General features: G+C 55.6%; 21 protein-coding genes. 9 read left to right on the top strand and 12 right to left on the bottom strand.

From position 1 onward, the window contains the following. Nucleotides 1-42: 42 nt before the first annotated feature. The gene (locus tag IAI47_RS14995) at nt 43-2,646 is read right to left on the bottom strand and encodes an EAL domain-containing protein (protein WP_008924858.1); all 2,604 of its coding nucleotides are present in this window, start codon (nt 2,644-2,646) and stop codon (nt 43-45) included. A 213-nt stretch (nt 2,647-2,859) separates the two neighbouring features. Between IAI47_RS14995 and IAI47_RS15000 the strand changes: the two genes are divergently transcribed. From IAI47_RS15000 to IAI47_RS15010, 3 genes are all read left to right on the top strand, one after another. Further along, nucleotides 2,860-3,510: a CPBP family intramembrane glutamic endopeptidase gene (locus IAI47_RS15000; protein WP_003850082.1), complete on the top strand. Its 651-nt coding sequence runs from the start codon at nt 2,860-2,862 to the stop codon at nt 3,508-3,510. 170 nt (nt 3,511-3,680) lie between these two features. Next, a complete protein-coding gene (locus tag IAI47_RS15005) occupies nt 3,681-3,851 on the top strand; it encodes a hypothetical protein (RefSeq protein WP_003850083.1) in 171 nt (56 codons plus the stop codon). A gap of 99 nt (nt 3,852-3,950) precedes the next feature. Beyond that, on the top strand, nt 3,951-4,184 hold the full coding sequence (locus IAI47_RS15010) for a hypothetical protein (RefSeq protein WP_008924857.1): 234 nt from the start codon (nt 3,951-3,953) through the stop codon (nt 4,182-4,184). Between the two features lie 115 nt (nt 4,185-4,299). On the opposite strand, the gene yniD is transcribed toward IAI47_RS15010, so the two are convergent. The 6 genes from yniD to IAI47_RS15035 all read right to left on the bottom strand — a co-directional run bounded on the left by yniD (nt 4,300) and on the right by IAI47_RS15035 (nt 10,004). Then, on the bottom strand, nt 4,300-4,371 hold the full coding sequence (gene yniD / locus IAI47_RS22075; RefSeq protein WP_370581736.1) for a small membrane protein YniD: 72 nt from the start codon (nt 4,369-4,371) through the stop codon (nt 4,300-4,302). A 155-nt stretch (nt 4,372-4,526) separates the two neighbouring features. Next, nucleotides 4,527-4,955 (bottom strand): OsmC family protein, encoded by a 429-nt coding sequence (locus tag IAI47_RS15015; RefSeq protein ID WP_003850085.1) that lies wholly within the window; start codon nt 4,953-4,955, stop codon nt 4,527-4,529. Nucleotides 4,956-5,012: 57 nt separating this feature from the next. Then, the gene (gene lldD / locus IAI47_RS15020) at nt 5,013-6,200 is read right to left on the bottom strand and encodes an FMN-dependent L-lactate dehydrogenase LldD (RefSeq protein WP_008924856.1); all 1,188 of its coding nucleotides are present in this window, start codon (nt 6,198-6,200) and stop codon (nt 5,013-5,015) included. Beyond that, nucleotides 6,200-6,973, bottom strand: a complete 774-nt coding sequence (gene lldR, locus IAI47_RS15025) for a transcriptional regulator LldR (RefSeq protein WP_003850087.1) — start codon at nt 6,971-6,973, stop codon at nt 6,200-6,202. Before lldR ends, lldD begins: the two co-directional genes overlap by 1 nt. After that, nucleotides 6,970-8,625, bottom strand: a complete 1,656-nt coding sequence (lldP, locus tag IAI47_RS15030) for an L-lactate permease (RefSeq protein ID WP_003850089.1) — start codon at nt 8,623-8,625, stop codon at nt 6,970-6,972. Before lldP ends, lldR begins: the two co-directional genes overlap by 4 nt. Nucleotides 8,626-8,831: 206 nt before the next feature. After that, a complete protein-coding gene (locus tag IAI47_RS15035; protein ID WP_008924855.1) occupies nt 8,832-10,004 on the bottom strand; it encodes a cyanate transporter in 1,173 nt (390 codons plus the stop codon). 87 nt (nt 10,005-10,091) lie between these two features. On the opposite strand from IAI47_RS15035, the gene IAI47_RS15040 reads away from it, so the two are divergent. Both IAI47_RS15040 and IAI47_RS15045 read left to right on the top strand, forming a co-directional pair. Then, entirely contained in the window at nt 10,092-10,952 is an 861-nt protein-coding gene (locus tag IAI47_RS15040) for a LysR family transcriptional regulator (RefSeq protein WP_003850092.1), read from the top strand. Nucleotides 10,953-11,042: 90 nt separating this feature from the next. Next, nucleotides 11,043-12,431, top strand: coding sequence for an amidohydrolase family protein (locus IAI47_RS15045; RefSeq protein ID WP_008924854.1), 1,389 nt, complete (start codon nt 11,043-11,045; stop codon nt 12,429-12,431). Nucleotides 12,432-12,623: 192 nt separating this feature from the next. Here the strand turns inward: IAI47_RS15045 and IAI47_RS15050 are convergent, their stop codons facing one another. Next, nucleotides 12,624-12,842, bottom strand: coding sequence for a hypothetical protein (locus IAI47_RS15050; protein WP_008924853.1), 219 nt, complete (start codon nt 12,840-12,842; stop codon nt 12,624-12,626). A 413-nt stretch (nt 12,843-13,255) separates the two neighbouring features. On the opposite strand from IAI47_RS15050, the gene dbpA reads away from it, so the two are divergent. Next, a complete protein-coding gene (gene dbpA / locus IAI47_RS15055) occupies nt 13,256-14,638 on the top strand; it encodes an ATP-dependent RNA helicase DbpA (RefSeq protein WP_008924852.1) in 1,383 nt (460 codons plus the stop codon). Nucleotides 14,639-14,674: 36 nt separating this feature from the next. Here dbpA and IAI47_RS15060 read toward each other — a convergent pair whose 3' ends face one another. Beyond that, nucleotides 14,675-15,067 carry a YgiW/YdeI family stress tolerance OB fold protein gene (locus IAI47_RS15060; RefSeq protein WP_008924851.1) on the bottom strand — a complete coding sequence of 131 codons (393 nt, stop codon included), beginning with the start codon at nt 15,065-15,067 and terminating at the stop codon, nt 14,675-14,677. A gap of 167 nt (nt 15,068-15,234) precedes the next feature. On the opposite strand from IAI47_RS15060, the gene IAI47_RS15065 reads away from it, so the two are divergent. The 3 genes from IAI47_RS15065 (at nt 15,235) to IAI47_RS15075 (ending at nt 18,305) form a co-directional block, all read left to right on the top strand. Further along, entirely contained in the window at nt 15,235-16,197 is a 963-nt protein-coding gene (locus IAI47_RS15065) for a chemotaxis protein (protein ID WP_003850102.1), read from the top strand. 81 nt (nt 16,198-16,278) lie between these two features. Continuing rightward, nucleotides 16,279-16,428 carry a hypothetical protein gene (locus tag IAI47_RS15070; RefSeq protein WP_003850104.1) on the top strand — a complete coding sequence of 50 codons (150 nt, stop codon included), beginning with the start codon at nt 16,279-16,281 and terminating at the stop codon, nt 16,426-16,428. A gap of 299 nt (nt 16,429-16,727) precedes the next feature. Further along, nucleotides 16,728-18,305: a methyl-accepting chemotaxis protein gene (locus IAI47_RS15075; RefSeq protein ID WP_008924850.1), complete on the top strand. Its 1,578-nt coding sequence runs from the start codon at nt 16,728-16,730 to the stop codon at nt 18,303-18,305. 297 nt (nt 18,306-18,602) lie between these two features. Here IAI47_RS15075 and IAI47_RS22080 read toward each other — a convergent pair whose 3' ends face one another. From IAI47_RS22080 to IAI47_RS15085, 3 genes are all read right to left on the bottom strand, one after another. Further along, entirely contained in the window at nt 18,603-18,773 is a 171-nt protein-coding gene (locus IAI47_RS22080) for a cold-shock protein (protein ID WP_085980553.1), read from the bottom strand. 3 nt (nt 18,774-18,776) lie between these two features. After that, nucleotides 18,777-18,989: an RNA chaperone/antiterminator CspA gene (gene cspA / locus IAI47_RS15080; protein WP_003854408.1), complete on the bottom strand. Its 213-nt coding sequence runs from the start codon at nt 18,987-18,989 to the stop codon at nt 18,777-18,779. A gap of 377 nt (nt 18,990-19,366) precedes the next feature. Further along, nucleotides 19,367-21,121, bottom strand: coding sequence for a glycosyl hydrolase family 28-related protein (locus IAI47_RS15085; protein ID WP_003854410.1), 1,755 nt, complete (start codon nt 21,119-21,121; stop codon nt 19,367-19,369). Nucleotides 21,122-21,259: the final 138 nt, after the last annotated feature.

Here is a 21,259-nt window from a genome sequence, read left to right on the forward strand (position 1 = left end):
TGTCTGCGCAATGCTAATGACCGCCCTGGCGGTCAAAGTGCGTTAAGCCATCTCAGGCTGATTTTGCGCCGTTCTTTCCAGCAGCGTTCTGAATGCAGCCAGTGGCATTGGCCGGCCAAGGAAGTAACCTTGCCCTTCTTCGCATGAGAGCTGTTTTAGCTGGTTTAACTGCGCTTCTGTCTCAATGCCTTCTGCTGTGATCGTCAGGGCAAAGGCGCGAGCCAGCGCAATGATCCCCGCGACCACCGACTGTGCCTGCTGCGACTCGGGGAAATCTTTCATCCAGGAGCGATCGATCTTCAGGCCATTAAACGGGAAGGTTTTCAGGTAGCCCAGCGCGGCATAGCCGGTGCCGAAATCATCAACAGTCAACCGGACACCCAGCGAACGTAACCCCTGCATGATTTCCAGCGCATGCTGTGGGTGTTCAAAGGTAACGTTCTCAGTAATTTCGAGCTCCAGCCGGGTTGCCGGCAGGCCACTTTTCTCGAGCGCATTCGCGACCCGTTGCACCAGGTCGCTGGTGCGAAACTCCATTGGCGATATATTGACTGAAACATAGCGTTCGCCGCCCCACCCCAGTGCATCCTCACAGGCGCGCATCAGCACCCAGTCGCTGATGGTGGCGATCAGACCGCTCTCTTCCGCCAGTGGAATGAAGTGGTCGGGCGTTATCCATTGATCCGGGGCAATCTGCCAGCGAATCAGGGCCTCAGCGCCCGCCAGCTGCCCCGTCAGCAGTTGATAGCGTGGCTGATAGTGCAGGCGAAACTCATTGTTCTTCAGCGCTTTCTCAATCCGCCGCGCCATTTCACGTTTATCTTCCCGCTGGCTGGTCATCTCATTGGCATACCAGACCCACTGATTGCGTCCCGCGTCACGCGCTTCATTCAGCGCAATATCTGCCATTTCCAGCAGCGCTTCCGGGTGGCTGGCATCCTGAGGTGCACAGGCAATCCCCATGCTGATGGTAAGATAGTGGACATGCTGGCCGGTGCTGATCGGTTGCTGAACCTCATGCACCAGCTGAGCACAACGCTGAGCGACCCGCTCACGGTTCGCTTCACGTAATACCAGCACAAACTCATCGCCACTCAGCCGCGCCACCAGCTCCTGCGGACCAATACAGCGCTTCAGTCGCTGTGCTATCTGGCTCAGCACTTCGTCGCCTGCTGCATGACCCCAGGTTTCGTTAATCGGCCGGAACTGATCAAGATCGAGGGTGACCAGCGTCAGCGGCGCGGAGCCATCCGTTATTGCAAGGTGTAGCGTCAGAAACTCCAGCAGCTGCATGCGGTTCGACAGGCCGGTTAGGACGTCGTGACGCGACAGGAACTGAATGCGCGCCTCAGCTTCCATACCCTGAGTGATATCCGATACCGTACCGCGAAACCCGATGCGTTTCGCGTCGTGCCAGATGGTTTTTGCCACCAGCTGGCCGATGCGACGATTGCCGTGCGCAGACATGAACTGACAGCGCAGCGGCATCTGCTGTCCGTCCTCCTCCTGACGTCGCAGCCAGGCAACCAGCGAATGGCTGGGATGCGTCAGCAGATGATCGATGTGACGCCCCAGCCAGTGCGTAATGTCATGGCCGGTAACGGTATGAAAGCGCGCTGACAGATAGATTAGCCGGCCCTCTGCATCCGTCTCCCAGATCCAGTCTGACGCCGCCTCAGCGAGATCGCGAAACCGCGCTTCGCTGTTGGCAAGCTCCTGCTGACTGATCGCCAGCATAGCGAAACGCCGATCAGAGATAATTGCATTTGAGAGCGCATGGCGACTGACGCGACGGGTAATTATGGCGATGATGATCGCCATCAACATCAGCAGTGGCAGCAAAAACCAGATCAGGCCCATGCCAGGCATCTTTGAGGTCCAGCGCAGCACAATCGGGTCGCCCATCGGCAACGTTAACATCATCCGGGGTTCACGCAGGGCATCCTCCTCACTGGCTGGCGCGCGCAGTTCGCGTACATCCAGCGATGTTCCCAGCGCCTTTAATTTTTCAGGCGTAAACAGACTCACAAATATCATGATGGACGGAGGCCCCGCCACTGGCGTCACCGCCCTCACTTTGCCACTGGTGATAGGGGCAGCAACCACGATGGCGGGCAGATGATTGATCAGCACATCACGATGCATCGCTTTGTTGTTAAGCTGACGTGCCGCCGCAATAAATGCAGAGGTCTCTTTGCCCAGCCAGGCCTCCAGCGGCGTATCCACCAGTTTGCCGTTAATGACTGAATAACGGGTGTGGCCTTTACCATCGACCACGAAAACACCCTCGTAGTGATACTCCTCATACAGGCCTGGACCAAAGTTCTCTTCGTCAAACGCCCAGACTTTGTCCACACTGACATGGAGATTTTGCCAGGCTTCGCCCCAGAACGCATAATCCCGGATATCCGTTACCATCGCCTCCTGACGACTTTTCCACGCCTGCTGCATCAGCAGCCGGTCATGCTCAACCGATACGCTGTTTTGCCGCTGCGCAATCGTCAGCACCATCAGCATCGAGAGCGCCAGCACGCCAAACAGCAGCAGCGAAAGGACACGCAGGCTGCGCCGCGTAAAGCGGACAGTGCGATCTTCAGCAACATGTCTGAATGGCAACGCGGGTGGCGCCGGAGGATTAAAAGTCATTAAGAGTGCCCACTACACAACCAGGGGTTGAGATGAAAGGCCGGCAATACCACACAGGGTGCTGACCCGATTAGTTTCCTCAGTTATCGGCTCGGGCGCTCGGGTGTTTAGTCTGCGGTAAACATTTTGCGCTTAAATATTGTGTTACAGGCTGACTCGACAGCGATCGGGGGCATTGCTACTATGCGCTTACCTTCGCTGGCTGAGTCGCCTATGAACATCAATTCCGACAGAGTGACCCTGACGCTGTTCTACGTCGGCAGCTTTGTGGTCTATTACCTGGTTACCATGCTGATCACCCTGTTCCCTAATTACGGCGTGCTGCGTAATGACGGCCTGCTGGTGCCCGTGCTCTGTCTGTTTGAATTTGCTGTGATCTACCCGCTTTATCGCTTCTACTGCCAGCGCCGTACCGATTTACCGCTGGGTGAACTTTATACCCTGCAAACCCTGCTCTTTACCGGCGCGTTGTTTGTCCTGATGGCAGCACAGATGCAATTTATGCAGCCGGAAGGCTGGCTGGTGATGCAGGCGCAGCAGGGACGTAATTCGCTGCTTATCCTGCTGTTGACCGCCGTGTTGCTGGCGCCGGTTTTTGAAGAGGTGCTGTTCCGCGGTTTTCTGTTACAGGGTTTTCTGCTGTGGGCGCCGCGCAGCCGCTTCGCCTGTATGCTGCTCACCTCGCTGCTGTTTGCGGTAATGCATACGCAGTATGTGCACTGGCAGACGCTTATCGCCCTGACGCTGTTTTCACTGCTGCTCTGCTATGCCCGGCTGCGGAGCAACAGTCTGGCGCTGCCCATCTTCCTCCACACCCTGAATAACCTGATTGCGCTGCTGCCCGCCTGGTATTTCGCGGGTTAATGCAGGCATCAATCCTCTTCTTACACGCTGACAGACGCCGGCATGACCCTGCGGACGGACCATAGCTCACACTGACAATGCCGCACCGTCACGTTTGTCTATACTGGATGTTAAAAAGGGATAAAAAGCACCGCAGTCCGTACCACCAGACCGTGCAAAGGAGAGGAACTATGTTGATAGGATTTGTGTTGTTAGTGAGCGCGTGCGGCTACGATGCCTGCGAAGCGCTGCCGGTCTCGGAGCGCATCTATCCGACAAAGGTCGACTGCGAAACGATGGCGAACCGCATTCATAAAGTCAGGCCGAATGTGGTCCTGCTTTGCGGAGAGGTCCATCGCTAATTCAGGACCAGGTTCAATAAAGCGGCGCTGTAACATTGCAAGCTGGCGCTTTAGCGTACAAAATATAAGCTGTTGTTAACCATTACCGTAGTGAATCCCATGAAAACATCACGCCCCCGTCGTCCTGGTGGACGCTGGGTATACTATCTTTTGTATGATGGCATTCTGTGGCCCTGCCCCGTCCGATGGGAGTGGGAGAGCAGCTATGGCGGCTGGTTGCCATTTTACTACACGCCAACCTTTGAATTTGTGGTGGGCGATCCCCGCAAAGCGTATCGCATTGCGCGCAGTGACGTGCGGGCTAAACAACGGCGTGAAGATGCCTTTGTCTGAATAACACGATTATCCCGGCAGACATGAGGCTGTGAGCCGGCAGAGCTCCCCTTCCAGCGCAATCATCACCATCAAAACGTTGCACGGCGTGTGACGCCCGGTCCCCTTCATCGACTCATGCCCAGATCATGGCGGCCCAGCGAATCAACAGCAGACCACCGCAAATGCATAAAAGAACCAGCACCATCTTCCAGTACTTTTTGGCCGCCCGGTATCTTGTCACCTCGGTTTCCTCTCATCAGAAAGCGAAGATGCGCCAGAAGGCGCATCAGTTTCGGTCAGTAACAGGACCGAGGGGATAGCATAACGTCCGGGCCACCAAAAGGCGACCCGTCGCCGGCATCAGTTGTTCAGGGTGTAATCCAGCGTAATTTCCGCATTCAGAACCTGAGAAACCGGGCAGCCTGCTTTGGCTTTATTGATAATCTCGTCGAAAGTTGACGCATCAATGCCTGGCAGAGAGATGGTGCTGGTCAGCGCCACTTTGGTGATGGCAAAGCCGTCGCCTTTTTTGTCCAGCGACACGTCGGCCGTGGTATCAATGCTTTCCGGCGGATGACCCGCGTTACCCAGCATCAGCGACAGCGCCATAGAGAAACAGGCTGCATGCGCTGCACCAATCAGTTCTTCCGGGTTGGTGCCTTTACCGCCTTCAAAACGGGTATTAAAGCCATAAGGTTGCTGGCTCAGCACGCCGCTCTCGGTGCTGACGGTGCCTTTACCTTTGATATCGCCTTCCCAGTGCGCCGAACCTTTCTTGTGAATGGTCATGTCATTCCTCCTGTTGGTAAAGAAGCTAAGTATAGACAATACATTCATTTTCGCAGGCTAATTCACCGCACGCGGACGTGGCTTTGTGCTTGCTGGGGCCAGCAACGCCTCCGCCTGGACCAGTGAATCGCGGGTGATTTCACTAATGGATTTTGCGCCGGTCAGTGTCATGGCAACGCGCATCTCCTTCTCAATCAGGTTCAGCAGGTTTTCAACACCGCGCTGACCGTGGGTCGCCAGCGCATAAATAAAGGCCCTTCCCAGCAGCACGCTGTCTGCGCCCAGCGCGATCATTCTCACCACATCCAGCCCGTTACGAATGCCACTGTCCGCCAGAATCGTGATGTCACCTTTGACGGCATCGGCAATCGCGGGCAGCGCCCGCGCCGAAGAGAGCACACCATCCAGCTGACGTCCGCCATGATTCGAGACCACGATGCCGTCTGCGCCAAAGCGCACCGCATCCCGCGCATCTTCCGGATCGAGAATACCTTTGATCACCATCGGTCCGTCCCAGAACTCGCGGATCCACTCCAGATCTTTCCAGCTGATCGAGGGATCAAAGTTGTTCGCCAGCCAGCCGATATAATCTTCCAGCCCGGTCGGCTTACCCAGATAGGCGGAGATATTCCCCAGATCGTGTGGACGCCCCTGCAGGCCCACATCCAGTGCCCATTGTGGATGAGTAACCGCCTGCCAGTATCGACGCAGCGCCGCATGATTACCGCTCATCCCGGAGTGCGCATCGCGATAGCGTGCACCCGGCGTCGGCATATCCACGGTAAACACCAGCGTTGAGCAACCGGCGGCTTTGGCGCGTTCCAGCGCATTGCGCATAAACCCGCGATCACGCAGCACATAGAGCTGGAACCACATTGGGCGGTTGATCTGCGGGGCCACCTCTTCAATCGGGCAAACCGAGACCGTCGACAGCGTAAACGGAATGCCTTTCAGAGCGGCGGCGCGCGCGGCCTGTACTTCGCCCCGACGGGCATACATGCCGCACAGACCGACCGGTGCGAGCGCAACCGGCATCGACAATGTTTCATTAAATAATGTTGTCTCAAGGCTCAGTTCCGACATGTTCTTCAGGATGCGCTGACGCAACGCCACGTCAGACAGGTCCTCCACGTTACGTCGCAGGGTGTGCTCGGCGTAGGCACCGCCATCAAGATAGTGAAACAGGAACGGCGGCAGGATACGTTGCGCGGCGGCGCGATAGTCACTGGCAGCTGAGATAATCATCAGTCAGATTCCTTAGGGTTGCGTATGTCGTTATCCGGTAAACGGGTGATGCGCGCCTGACGCGCTTCATCTTCATGCAGGCTTTTCATGGTGGTGTGCACAAAACCCAGATGGTGCATCGCCGACTGACGGGCCGCTTCGGCGTCGCCCGCAAGGATTGCATCAAGCAGCGCCTGATGCTGTTCCGTCAGGCGGCCGAAAATCGCAGGCTGGGTGTACATGCGCTGACGGGTCTGCATCACCGATGACTGCAGCAGCTCAAAAAAACCACGCATGGTCTGCAGCAGCACCACATTGTGCGACGCCTCGGCAATCGCCAGGTGGAAGCGCACATCCGCCTGCGCGGCGAGATCGGGATCGTCACTCTCCTTGAGTTTCAGGGTGGCGTCGAAAGCGAACTGCAGTTTCTCTTTGTCGCTGTCGGTGGCGCGCAGTGCGGCATGCCAGGCGGTGCTGGCCTCGATGGCATGGCGCGCCTCCAGAATGTCGTAACGGTAGTCGGGATCGTCGCGCAGTAACTGACGAATCGGCTCGACGATGCGTTGCTCCGACCAGGGTGCCAGCTGCTGACGGAGCCAGGTGCCGCCGCCACGTCGGCTGATCAGCATTCCGCTGCTGATCAGCTGCTGTATCGCTTCCCGCAATGAGGAGCGGGAGACGCCAAGCTCCGCAGAGAGCTGACGTTCGGCGGGCAGTCGCATACCCGGTTCAAGCTGATGTTCGGTGATATACGCCCGGAGGCGCATCACCAGCGGATCGACATGGCTGTTCATGGGATCATCCACGGGAAAACATAGGCCTGAAGTGTGGTAATCACACCGACCATACAGGTGAAAATCAGACTGTGTTTAACGGTAAACCGGAACAGGTCGGACTCTTTCCCCACCAGCCCGACCGCTGCACAGGCGATGGCGATCGACTGCGGCGAGATCATCTTACCGGTCACGCCGCCGGTGGTATTCGCCGCCACCAGCAAAATATCGGAGACCCCAATCTGCTGGGCAGTGGTGGCCTGTAACGCGGCAAACAGTGCATTCGATGAGGTATCTGATCCGGTCAGGAAGACACCCAGCCAGCCGAGGAACGGCGAGAAGAAGGTAAAGGCATGGCCGGTATGTGCCAGCGCCAGTGCCAGCGTCGCAGAGAGGCCGGAATAGTTGGAGATAAAAGCAAACGCCAGCACCATTCCGATGGAGTAGATTGGCAGCGCCAGCTCTTTCAGCGTTTCACCAAAGGTCTGCAACGCCGCCTTTGGTTTCATGCGCAGGAACAGCATAGCGATGATGGCTGCGATTAAAATGGCGGTACCCGTGGCGGAAACCAGATCCAGTTTATAGATTGCCGGATAAGGCGTCGCACTGCTGACGACCGGTGGCATCCGCGCCACCAGCTCATTCAGCATCGGAACCGGCACAGCCAGCACCCAGTCATAGAGCGCACCGCCTTTGGCAAACAGCGCTTTAAACGGCGGAATGCTCCAGAGCGTGACGGTGGCAGTAAGAAACAGGAACGGCATCCAGGCACGGATCACCTGGCCCAGCCGATACTTCTGCGGAGGCAGCAGCGGATCGCCCTGCTTCGCCTCTGCATCGGCAAACCGAAAGATACGCACCGGTTTCCAGACCCGCAGGAATAGCGTCAGTGAAACCAGCGAGGCGAGTGACGAGATAATATCGGGCAGTTCAGGCCCCAGGAAGTTGGAGCTGAGGAACTGGGCAATGGCAAAGGATCCGCCCGCGACAACCACCGCTGGCCAGGTCTCTTTCACGCCGCGCCAGCCATCCATGATCGCCATGATCCAGAACAGCACAATCAGGGTCAGCAGCGGCAGCTGGCGTCCGGCCATCTGACCGATGGCAAAACTGTCCAGCCCGGTCACCTGGCCCGCCACGATAATCGGAATGCCCATCGCACCAAAGGCGACCGGCGCGGTGTTTACAATCAGGCAGAGGCCGGCGGCGTAGAGTGGATTAAAGCCGAGTCCCACCAGCAGCGCGGCAGTAATCGCCACTGGCGCACCAAAGCCTGCAGCGCCCTCCAGGAAAGCCCCGAATGAGAAGCCGACAATCAGCATCTGCAGACGCTGATCGGGCGTAATCGAGAGGATAGAGGCGCGGATAATATCGAACTGACCGGTTTTGACTGAGATCTTGTAGACAAATACCGCCGCGACAATAATCCAGGCAATCGGCCACAATCCATAGAGAAAGCCATAACCCACGGCAGCCAGCGCCTGTGCAACCGGCATCTGATAGAGAAACAACGCCACCAACAGCGCCAGCACCACTGTAGTGGTAGCCGCCAGATAGCCTTTCATCTTCAGCTTAATCAGCGCAAAGAAGAAAAAGAGAATCGGGATCAGAGCAACAAGGCTTGAGAGCCAGATATTACCCAGCGGATCGTAGTTTTGTTGCCAGATCTGCATGCCAGTATCTCCAGAGGAAGAGGTGACGAAGCATGTAGCCGCAGCGCTGCATGCCCTGCGCCCCGAATTGGTCAGACCAAAATGCTTTATCGGGGCTTGTGGCAAGAGATAGTTAATGTATTGTTAATCCGTGGCAATAGAAGTTGCGCGAATATTTCTGGAGTGTGAACCAGAGAAAATTATTGCTTTGATTGGTCCGACCAAAATCAGCTACTCACGCCGGGAAAGGCCCGCTGATAGCTGCGTGGATGGAAACGCAGAGTCAGGACGACCAGCAGCAGCGTAACCGCCGCCTGCAGAATCCAGATGCTGGCGAACTGGCCGGTGAACGCATGCAGCTGACCGGCGATAAACGGCATGCTGCCCGCAATAATAAAGCCGACGCCCTGCATAAAGGCCACCAGCCGTGCGCCAGTCTGGGGTTTATCAAGATGATCCAGCGCCAGCACCAGTGCCAGCGGAAACGCCCCGCCCAGTCCGACGCCCGCAATCCCCGCCCAGAGCCACGGCGCCCCTTGTGGCGCAAGCAGAAAGCCGAGCATGCCGCTGAGCTGCATCGCCAGCGTGAACAGCAACAGCGGACGACGATCGCGGCCCCGAGCCAGCAACGGCAACAGCAGCGCACCCGAGACCTGACAGGCGATCATCATACCAAGCAGTGAACCGCCCGCCTGTGTGCTCCAGCCGAGCTGATGATAAAAGTCAGGCAGCCAGGCAACACAGATGGCATATCCTCCGTTCACCAGTCCAAAGCTCAGCGCCAGCGTCCAGGCACGGGTTTTTCGCCACAGCGAAGGCATCTCTGCTGCCTCTGTCCGGGCTGTGGGCGGCGCGGTGGTGATAAACAGCCAGACCAGAATAGCCAGCACCACCGGCAGCGCCCAGCTACTCAGCGCGCCCTGCCAGCCAAAATGTGCGCTCAGCCACGGCGAGATAGCCGCGCCAATTCCGCCGCCACCCATCAGCGCGGCGGCCCAGAGTCCGGTCACGCCGGCGCTCCGGCTGCCAAAACGCTGACGGATCAATCCCGGCATCGCCATCTGTACAATGCCAATGCCTGCCCCACCCGGCACGGCAGTCAGCACCAGCCAGCGGCCATCAGTAACCAACAGCCGACTCACCAGCGCCAGCAACAGCAGCACCAGACCGCCGAGCAGCAGTCTGCGCACCGCAAAACGCTGCATCAGCGGGGCGCTGATTAACGCAATCGCGCCCATCATCATCATCGGCACCGCAGGTAGCAGCGATGCCGCCAGTGACGACAGACCAATGCTCTGCCGCAACTGGCCGAGTAACGGACTGACCGAAGTCATCAGTGGCCGCATATTGAGTCCTGCCAGCACCAGCGCCGCCAGCAGCAGATTGTTCTCTCTCTTCATCTGAGATCCAAGCAGTTAAAGGTTGCCAGCCTGGCAGCAGTCGCTACTATCTGGAAATGAAATATTACTCTGCCAGGTAGTGGAAAAATGAATCGTCAGCCCATGTTTACCCCGCAGCAGTTGCTTAGCTTTGTGGCGGTGTGCGAAACCTTCAGCTTTACCCGCGCCGCCGACAGAGTGCACCTGTCGCAATCCACTGTCAGCCAGCAGGTGCGGCGTCTTGAAGAGATGTTAGGAAAGGAACTGCTGGTTCGCACCTCGCATCAGGTGCAGATCACCGAAGAGGGCGAAAAACTTTTAGGCTACGCCCGCCGGATTATTGCTCTGAATGGCGAAGCGCACGATGTGCTGAGTGACCAGTGGCGCGACGGCGTGTTGCGCCTTGGCGTGCCGGAGGATTTCGCTGCACCCACTGCCGGCCTGCTGGCGCACTTCAGCCGCGACCATCCGCAGTTGCGGCTGGATGTGATGAGTGGCATGCAGGTGGAGTTGCGTCGCGCCTGGCAGCGTGAAGAGCTCGACATCATGCTGATCAAGCAGCCTTACGGCGAGCGTCCGATGGCGTCGCGTCCCGAACCCCTGCTGTGGCTCGACAGCGCGGAGTGGCCCTGCTTTGAACAGACGCCGGTGCCGCTGGTGCTGTTTCCCCAGCAGGGGCTCTATCGTGACGAGGTGTGCCAGACGCTGGATGCGCTGGGTCGAAGCTGGCGCATTAGCTACAGCAGCGCCAGCCTGGTCGCGCTGGCCGCCGCCAGTGCGCAGGGACTGGGACTCACGTTACTGCCCGCCAGCTGCCGCCTGCCGCAACATCGGGTGCTGGGTCCTGAGCAGGGACTGCCGTTGATTGATACCTTTGAACTGGCACTGTTCTGCCGCCAGCCGCAGGATCCGTTGCAGCGCGAACTGGCAGAGTCACTGGCGGCCTTTGGCCAGCTGCGCTGGCAGTGAGATATCGAATAGTCGTCAGTGGAAAATAACGCAGCAGGGTGAAGCGTCGTTTGTCAGATTAATGTCTTGTTCACTTTGCAGGAGCCTCTGATGCCTATTTCCTCTTCACCGAGCCGCCGCGATTTCCTTGGACAAGGTGTTCGCTGGACCGCCGCAGGCGGCTTACTGGCCGCCGGTCTCGGGCAGGCCAGTGCCGCCACGTCCTCACCTTCACCCGCTATCAATCCCGACCAGCCCGCCGCCCTGCCACAGCAGGATCATTACCTGCTGCGCAATGTGAGGCTGGAAGAAGGGTTTATTCGCGAGGATGACGAAATCGTCGCGACCCGGACCGGACGTTATGACATCAGCGTACGCGACGGTAAAATTGACCAGCTGGTGCCCGCAGGCCAGGGCGACAGCACGCTGCCGTCCTGGGACGCACAGGATGCCCTGCTGCTGCCCGCCACGCAGGATATGCACATTCACCTGGATAAAACCTTCTACGGCGGCCCGTGGCAGGCTCCGCGTCCCCGTCAGGGCAAAACCATCATGGATATGATTGCGCGCGAACAAGTCCTGATTCCGCAACTGCTGCCGCACTCCGAGGCTCGCGCTGAAGCCTTGATCGCTCTGTTGCACGCCAAAGGCACCACTCGCGCCCGCAGCCACTGCAACATCGATCCGGTCAGCGGCCTTAGGAGCCTGGAACATCTGCAGGCAGCATTAGCCCGGCACCCCGATTTTCCCTGCGAGATCGTTGCTTTCCCGCAGCACGGCCTGCTGCACTCCAGGGTTGACGGGCTGATGCGCGAAGCAATGCAGCACGGCGTAGAGTATGTCGGCGGGCTGGATCCCACCAATGTTGATGGTGAGATGGAGAGGTCATTGGATGCGATGTTCCAGATTGCGCTCGACTACCAGCGCGGCGTGGATATTCATCTGCATGAAACCCCCCCTGCTGGCGTGGCGGCGATTCAGTACATGATTGACACCGTGGCGAAGAATCCGGTGCTAAAAGGCAAAGTGACGCTGAGCCACGGTTTCGCGCTGGCGACCCTGACCGGCAGTGCGCTGGACAGGATGATCGAAGGGCTGGCGGAGCAGCAGTTCAGCGTCGCCTCAACGCTGCCGATCGGCAAGCTCACCATGCCAGTTCCACAGCTACAGAAAGCGGGTGTGAAAGTGATGACCGGCACAGACAGCGTCATCGATCACTGGTCACCCTTTGGCACGGGCAGCATGCTGGAAAAAGCGAATCTTTACGCACAACTCTATCGCGGCTCGGATGAATTCTCGCTGTCGCGGGCGCTGGCGATTGCCACAGGCGACCGGCTGCCACTCTCTGCTCAGGGTCAACGCCAGTGGCCCGTGACGGGCGATGACGCGAGTATGATGCTGGTGGCGGCGAGCTGTTCCGCCGAAGCCGTAGCCCGAATTTCGCCGGTGGTCGCGACCTTCTCGCGCGGTAAACCGGTCTTTGCACTGGCCTCAGCCTGACACAGCAAAACCGCATTGGGTTAACAGACGACCAACTGACGTGAAGTGATGGGAGCCTGCGCCTGAAGCAAAGCATAGCAGGCCACCACCCGTTTCACTGAGCCAGACTCAATCGGCCGCGAGCCAGCCCTCCCCCAAAAACAACAGAGCCTCCACAAGGGAGGCTCTGCATTTACCTGAGCGAAGTGCGGGTTACGCGCTTTTGGCCCATTGATTATTCGACATTAGTTCCATTGCCAGCGCGTATAAGCGACGATCTTCCTGATCACAGGGCTCATCTTCCGCATAACACGCAATCATCGAAGCGATCTTATCAGCCGATAAGCCCTCTCCATGAATATGCAGTGTCAGTACGGCGCGGCCTACTATTTTAAGCACATTTTCATGTGGTCCCTGGATGCGTTTACTCAATGCAAATACCCTCTACCGGTCGTTGTACCAGGAATATGGCGCGCTAAATATAAAGCAATTAGCTCAGGATTTTTATCGGCATGGAGAGCGATATTTTTTAATGATTAATTCTATTACTGGAGTGATTATTAAGGAATCATCTGATTAACAATGAAATAAATATTTAAAAACGAAGGCTTATATAGCAATGCATGGTCCTGGTAAATTATCACTTTGAAATGAAAAGCTTTACATTTAGCGAATCGATTAAAAAAAACCGTCTTTTCCAGGCAAACTTCAGTCTATTCCTAAGCGTGCCGGCAGAGATAGTTTCATACCGTTAACCATCGAGGTTCCCGTTGCTGTCAGGCGTGCTTTCTGCCAGACTTGCCCCGCAATAATGCCCTACACTTTCAGCCTCAGAGGCCGCGCCCGTGACCGCTTTTTCTACCCTCAATTCGCTTCCCGACAGCCAGCTCGATAACCTGCGCGAGATGGGCTACACCAGCATGACGCCCGTGCAGGCTGCTACGCTGCCCGCCATACTACAGGGACGCGACGTGCGTGCGCAGGCGAAAACCGGCAGCGGTAAAACGGCTGCCTTTGGTATTGGATTACTGCACCATATTGACAGCACCCGCTTTCAGACTCAGGCACTCATCCTGTGTCCAACCCGGGAACTGGCCGATCAGGTGGGCAACGTGCTGCGCCAGCTGGCCCGCTTCACCCGAAACATCAAAGTCCTCACCTTGTGTGGCGGACAACCGATGAGTGCACAGCGTGACTCGCTGGTGCATCCACCGCATATCGTGGTCGGCACGCCGGGTCGTATCCTCGACCACATCAACCGCGAAAACCTCAAACTGGACCAGCTCAACACGCTGGTACTGGATGAGGCAGATCGGATGCTGGAGATGGGTTTCCTCAATGATATGGAAACTATCATTGAGGCGACGCCCGCCTCGCGCCAGACGCTGCTCTTTTCCGCTACGTGGCCCGACGGCATCACCGCCATCAGTACCCGCTTCCAGCGTGATGCGCTGAGCGTGGTAACTGAAGAAGTCAGCGAACTGCCTTCAATTGACCAGCAGTTCTTTGAAGCCAGCCACAATGAAAAACTGGGTCTGCTCATCGCACTGCTTAGCGACCGTCAGCCCTCATCCTGTGTGGTCTTCTGCAACACCAAACGTGAATGTGACGATGTCGCTGCGGCGCTTAACGCGCGTGATATCAGCGCCCTGCCATTGCATGGTGACCTGGAACAGCGCGATCGCGAACGTGTGCTGATCCGTTTTGCTAACGGCAGTGGACGCGTACTGGTTGCCACCGATGTCGCCGCGCGCGGACTGGATATCAAATCACTGGCGATGGTGGTCAACTACCAGCTCGCCTGGGATCCTGAAATCCACCTGCACCGCATCGGTCGTACCGCACGTGCAGGCGAACATGGCGTTGCCGTCAGCCTGGTTGCTGCCGATGAAATGGCGCGCGCACATGCACTGGAGGATTTCCTGCAGCAAAAACTGCCGTGGGTTTCTGCCAGCACGCTGAAAAAAGGCAGTAGCAAGCCTCTGCCTGCCGCCATGATGACATTGTGTATTGATGGTGGTCGTAAAGCCAAGATGCGTCCGGGAGACATTCTGGGTGCGCTGACCGGTGAAGCGGGTTATCGCGCCGATCAGATCGGTAAAATCGTTCTGACCCCAACCCATGCCTACGTGGCGATTGAAGCGAACCACGCTAAAGCGGCACTGGTGAAACTCAAGCAGGGCAAAATCAAAGGCAAAACCTGCCGGGCGATTCTGCTGAAGGACTGAATAAAATCGGGCGAGGTTATTACCTCGCCCGATTTCTTATGGCTCTTCGATTTGTGTCACATGCAGCGTGGTTTTATCCCCTTTGCCCTGTACCTTACCACTGACACGTACTTTGTCTTCCGCGGTGTAGGTTTTACCATCAAAGGTCTTCTTCGGTGCGATAATCGGTAACGTACCGGTGTTGTCGCGGAACTGATAGCGCTCGCCCTGCTCTTTCTTCACGATGTAACCTTCCAGCGTCACATACCCGCCCTGACGGAAGTCGCGGATCTGATCAATATGTGTCTGACCGGTATCTTCTGAGCCTTTATAGCCCGCATCCTGCTTGTGCTGCGGCGGTGGCGCATCACCCGCTTTGTATCCGCCCTCTTCAGCCGACACACCCGCGCTCATCATCACCAGCAACGACGCTAAAATCACTTTTTTCATTTCACACTCCTTTATTGGAAAGGTGTCCATGTTGAACCTTCAGGGTTAAGCCTGGCACAATAATTGGCGTCCGTTTTATTTCACCTTTCTCTTCTCACCTTTTTCCGTTTGCTGCCGATAACCTGTTCACACCCTATTTCACCAGCTGCGTTAATGCAGAGGCAACCATGGATAATTTTCAGAAAGAGATCGATGAGAGAGCGAACCTCGCATTATCGAACAAGTTTGAGCTGCTGCTGTTTCGCTTAGGTTCTGATCAGCTGAAAGGCAAATCTGAGCTGTTTGGCATTAACGTCTTCAAGCTGCGTGAAATTGTACCAATGCAGACCATCACCAAAGCCGCGGGAATGAGTTCGCCGCTGCTGGGTATGGCCAGTATTCGCGGTCAGTTCATTCCGGTCATCGACCTGCCTGCTGTGGCAGGTTGCGTACCTGAAACGGGCCTTAACCTGCTCCTGGTCACCGAGTATGCCCGTAACACCCAGGCATTTGCCGTGGAATCCGTGGATAACATCGTGCGTCTCGACTGGAGCCAGGTCCATACCGCTGAAGCCGGTATCGGCGGTCGCAACATTACCAGCATCGCCTGCCTGGACACCGATAAGCAGGGCAGCGAGCTGGCGATGGTGCTGGACGTTGAGCAAATCCTGTATGACATCATCCCGTCGTCACGCGGCGTCGAGCCTGAAGCGGCCAAACCGCGTGCCTTCAACTATCGCCCGGGTGCGGTTGCGATTGTGGCAGAAGATTCCAAAGTCGCGCGTCAGCTGCTGGAGCAGGGACTGAAGAGCATGGGCATTCCGGCGCTGATGTTTAACACCGGCCTTGATGCCTGGGAAAAAATTAAGCAGCTAAGCCAGGAAGTGCAGGCTTCAGGCGAGTCGATTCACGACAAAATTGCCCTGGTACTGACCGATCTGGAGATGCCTGAGATGGATGGCTTTACGCTGACCCGCAACATCAAGCGTGACCCGATTCTGAAAACGCTGCCGGTCGTGATCCACTCCTCACTCTCTGGAAGCGCCAACGAAGACCACGTGCGTAAAGTGGGAGCCGACGGCTATGTGGCAAAGTTTGAGCTGAATGAACTTTCAGACGTGATTTTCAACGTTCTCGATACCGCCCGTTAAGTGAACACGGGCCGCAAAGAATGCCCGGCACACTTTTACTTTTTTGATCAGCGGAATCGCTGACCTGACCAGGAAACGACTATGCACATTGAAACTTTACCTGTTACGCCCGCACCTGCGACGCCTTCTCCTCAAAAGGTATTGCGTGGCCGTTTACGTCAGCTGGCCTGGATTAGCGCCGTCAGTTTAAGCGTCGCGTTCTGGGTAGGCCTCTACTTTTTAGTTTTCTGAATCCATTCATGTTTGTCTGGATCGGGCTGTCAGCACCACTGCTGACAGCCCTTTTTTTGCCTGAATTCCGCCTCCGCTCGTTTGTTAACCTTTTCTGATGCTTTTCACTGATTATTTATTCACGCTGCATGATTACTTAAAAATTATTAAAGATACAACTCCGCACTCCGATAACTGTATGCGCGAGATCACATTTTGCCTGCGGCTGTGACCACAGACTTCAGCAAGGCTTTGCGTACAACAGCAGGGAATCTGAGTGTTGCTAATAAATTGATTAATACAATAACGGGGAAAAGAACATGTTCAGCATCAGGAATATGAAGGTCGGAATGCGGCTTGCAGCAGCCTTCGGCATTATTGTGACGTTACTGATAGTGATTGGTGTGACATCTATTACCAGAATTAACAATATCAATACGGCGATCTCGTCGATCGTTGATGATCGCTATGTGAAAGTACGACTGGCATTTGATGTGCGCGATGGCGTCAACGATCAGATCAAATACCTGCGCGGCATGGTGATCGACACGACACATCCGGAAAATAATGTGAAACGTTATGGTCAGCTGGATGAAGCCACGCAACGTACCAACCGCGCCATGAAAAGGATTGAAGACATTCAGGTCACGCCAATCGGTAAGAAAAAGATCGCCGGTCTGCTGGCCTCTTCTCAGGCATTTGAAAAGGTCAAAGCCGAATTAATTACCCTGGTAAAAGCGGGCAACTTTGATGCAGCAAGCATCTATGTGTTGAAATCAATGACGGCTACCCAGAATAAATTCCTGCAGGATGCCGTGGATTTTGCCAACTCTCAGGATGCACAGCTGCGGACTGAAGGTCAGGGTATTGTGGAAAATGGCCAGTCTGCTATCTCCATCACGCTGATTTTCTCCGCACTGGCCATTCTTGCTTCTATCATGCTGGGCTACTTCCTGACCCGTTCAATCGTGCGTCCACTGGTTGCAGCTGTTGATGTCGCTGAACGTGTGGCGGCCGGCGATCTGAGTACCCAGATGCAGGTGACCTCACGCGATGAAACAGGTGTTCTGATGCAGGCATTGCAGCGGATGAACGATAACCTGCTGTCAATTGTGACGGAAGTGCGTACCGGCTCCGACACTATCGCGGTTGCATCAACGCAGATTTCCAGCGGCAACCTTGATCTCTCAACCCGAACTGAGCAGCAGGCCAGCTCCCTGGAAGAGACCGCCTCTGCGATGGAGCAGATGACGTCGACGGTGAAACACAATGCCGACAACGCGCGTGAAGCTAATCACCTGGTTTCCACCACCTCAAGCGTGGCACGTGAAGGTGGCGTGGTCATGGAGCAGGTCATCGAGAAGATGGAAGCCATCGCCCTCTCCTCACGCAAAATTGTCGATATTATCAGCGTTATCGACTCGATTGCCTTTCAGACCAATATCCTGTCCCTTAACGCCGCCGTAGAAGCCGCGCGCGCGGGTGAACAGGGTCGTGGCTTTGCCGTCGTGGCAAGTGAAGTGCGTAATCTGGCACAGCGCTCAGCTTCCGCAGCCAAAGAGATTAAGGTGCTGATTGAAGATTCTGTCGCTAAAGTCGATGAAGGCAGCAAACTGGTGACGCATGCAGGTTCAACCATCGGTGAAGTGGTGAACAGCGTGCAGAGCGTGGCAAACATTATGAGCGAAATCACGATCGCCAGCAGCGAACAGAGCAGCGGCATCCATGAAATCAATCAGGCAATTACTCAGATGGAAGCGGTAACGCAGCAGAACGCCGCGCTGGTACAGGAAGCATCAGCCGCCTCTCAGGCACTGCAGGATCAGGCCGAGCGCATGGCACAGGCGATGAGCGTGTTCAATACTGGCAAGCTTTCTGTGCAACCCGTACTGCGTTAATCCTTCTTAACGGCCCGCCCCGGCGGGTCTTTTTTTACGCGATGATGGAGAGCGGATAGATTTCAGGCGGTTAACACTGTTTCCGAGACAAAGAAAGCTGACGTCACCCGACGCGTGCAGGAAGGGTTTAAGGTTTGAGGTTTGAGGTTTGAGGTTTGAGGTTTGAGGTTTGAGGTTTGAGGTTTGAGGTTTGAGGTTTGAGGTTTGAGGACAGGAATAGCGGACACAAAAAAGGCCGCCAGAGGCGACCTTTTATTACTATAAATGCAACAACGCTATAAAGCTCACTAGCCTTTATCAGAGCGCGCGAAGCTGGCTCTGAGTTGCAATCCTTGCCATGTTCACCTGAACGACGACAGATTTGCAGAAAATGCATTTCGCTCCATGCGGATTGGCTCTTGTAACATCAAAATGTGATGTACGAAACTGTGAGCCATTACAGTGAGGACACTTAAAAGTAATTTTCAGTCCTTAGAGACCAACAACGTTCGCAGCAGCTGGGCCTTTGGCGCCATTTTCTACTGTGAATTCAACTTGCTGACCTTCATCTAATGAACGGAAATCGGTGCCCTGGATTGCAGAGAAATGTACGAATACATCTTTGCTGCCGTCTGCAGGAGAAATGAAACCGAAGCCTTTCTCTGCGTTAAACCATTTAACGGTACCGCGAATTTTGTTAGACATGCTTAAATCCTTAATATATCGAGCCTTCCGGCATAATGGCCTGAGAACAGATTTTAATCAGAACGTAAGAGAAGACTCAAAAAGAAGGGATGTCTCGCGACAAACTTAGAGATGAGAACTGCTTTGGTTACTTACTTTGATAGTGTCTGTTAATCAAACCGACGATTCATTAGGCCACACTTCTCACAGTGACGCAACTCCTAATTCAAATTAATCGTAATCCGTCGACTGGAGAACATGAAAGCGCGAGACTCTCTCAGGGAAGCAGCCTGGCAGGGCTCTGCAGCGATGCGTTCCTGCCGACATAAAGAGAAGTGGAGATACCCACAGAGCAAAAAAAGGGCGAGGCTCACACCTCGCCCAAAATATGCCGATCATCAATCGTAGTAAGGAACCTTACGATCCACGCCGTTGATATTGATCAGCACAAAACCGGTCGGCGCGGTCTTGTTAGTCGGTGTACCCGCCGCAGTCGCCAGCGTCACCACCCCTTTCTCGTTGGCACCGATACCCGCCAGCCCATTGTGCATGCCGAAACGTGCAGCGGGTTTCAGGTTGCTGATTTTGGTGATGTCATCAACCATCGTCATATCTGACTGGAACAGCGAGCAGGAACCGGTATCAAACCGGGTGGGACCCGTGGTCTTCAGATTGAACATGGTCTCGCCGCTATTGGCTTTCAGCTTGACCCAGATTACGGCATAGGTGGTCCCTACCCGGCCATAACGAATGTCCAGCACAGAAGGTTGTCCCATATGGTAAGCATCGGCCCAGACCGTCTCCAGTCGCTGCAGGTTGATCAGGGTTTTACCTGTGGCCGGCATATTTACCGGTGAACCGGCGGTGCCGGACGGCGTGGTGGCATCCGCTTTACCGATCAGCTCCATCACCCATTGCTGGTTAGGCGCCGGGAAATAGAGCTGCCCCAGCCGATACCAGTTATCGGTAGCGGTGTTGTTCACCACTTTATAGCCACTGTAATAGCCGGCACGCAGTGAACCGGTCATGAACGTGCCGTAGTTCTCATCCCGACGGTAGCCATATTCAAAAGTCGATAGCCATTTGTTTCCGGCTATATCATTGGTGATTTTCGCCCCCGCCTGCAGGTTGATATGACGCATCACCACGCGGGCATTGTTGAGATTGAGCGGCGTGGCGCAATCTTCAATGTTAAGCGTTTCGATGTTCCAGCCCCCGTCCGACAGATCACCCGGGTTAGTCGTGTGCTCAATCCAGACGTTGCGCATGACTCCCTGTGTGACGCGCGGCATGTAGAGCGTGGCGTCCCCATAGCCCGACTGGAAGTTAGCATTACACAGCTCAATCGCTGTTGAGTGGTCCCAGTTTCCCTTTGGTGTATTTGACCAGCCGACATCAAACACACGGGAATAGGTACTGGAGCTGTAGATCTGATCGAATTTACTGTCGAGCGTATCCTGCAGTTTAAAGACAGTTCCCCCGGTGCTTTGAGCCTTGAAGCAGAAGATATTGACGATCTGGCCTCCAACAATCGTATTTTCAAAGAATGGCTGAACGTTGCTGCACTGTTCAGGCGTGACGGTGACTTTGAGAGAGGTGTCGACAGTTCCGGCGTTAGCCTGTCCGTGCCAGCAAATGCCTTTAATGACGATTTTGCGCGCATTCACCTTGAATACCGTATTCGCGCTTTTGTCAGAGACAATGGTGGTGCGGGGTGACGATCCGAGTTCGGTATCATCACCGCTGATACCAAAGAACGGCAACTCCGTATCGGTGAGATCGATGGGTGAAATCAGGAAGCGGCCACCCGGAAATCGCACCGGCATCGCTTTCACGTAGGTGTTGTAGGTCTGGGTCCATGCCAGCATCCGCTTGAAAGCATCAGTATCATCGGTGACGCCATCCCCTTTCGCACCGAAGTGCAGAATGTTCACTTCCGTAGGATCGTTGATGGTGCGTTTCCAGTAGAAACCGTTGCCTATCGCCACCGTACCGCCATCATCTTTTAGCGGTGTCGTACTCAGGAAACCGACAAAGTCTGCGCCACCCCGGAAGCTGGAGTCCTTATCGTAATAGCGTTTAAGGCTGGCGACTTCACCTGATTTTGGTGGAACAGTGGTACGCAGTTCAGCAAAAGAGTTAACTTCGATCATAGAATCCTCCTCAGGATCACAGAGATATCGCGCTGAAATCAGCGCACTACTTAGCCGCAGCCGGATGGCCGCAAAGGGAGTCCCACATGTCGTTGTGGGTGTTGATGGCGCGCACCGTACGAACGTCCATTTTTTGCG

Source organism: Pantoea sp. MT58, from assembly GCF_014495885.1.
Classification (GTDB): domain Bacteria; phylum Pseudomonadota; class Gammaproteobacteria; order Enterobacterales; family Enterobacteriaceae; genus Pantoea; species Pantoea eucalypti.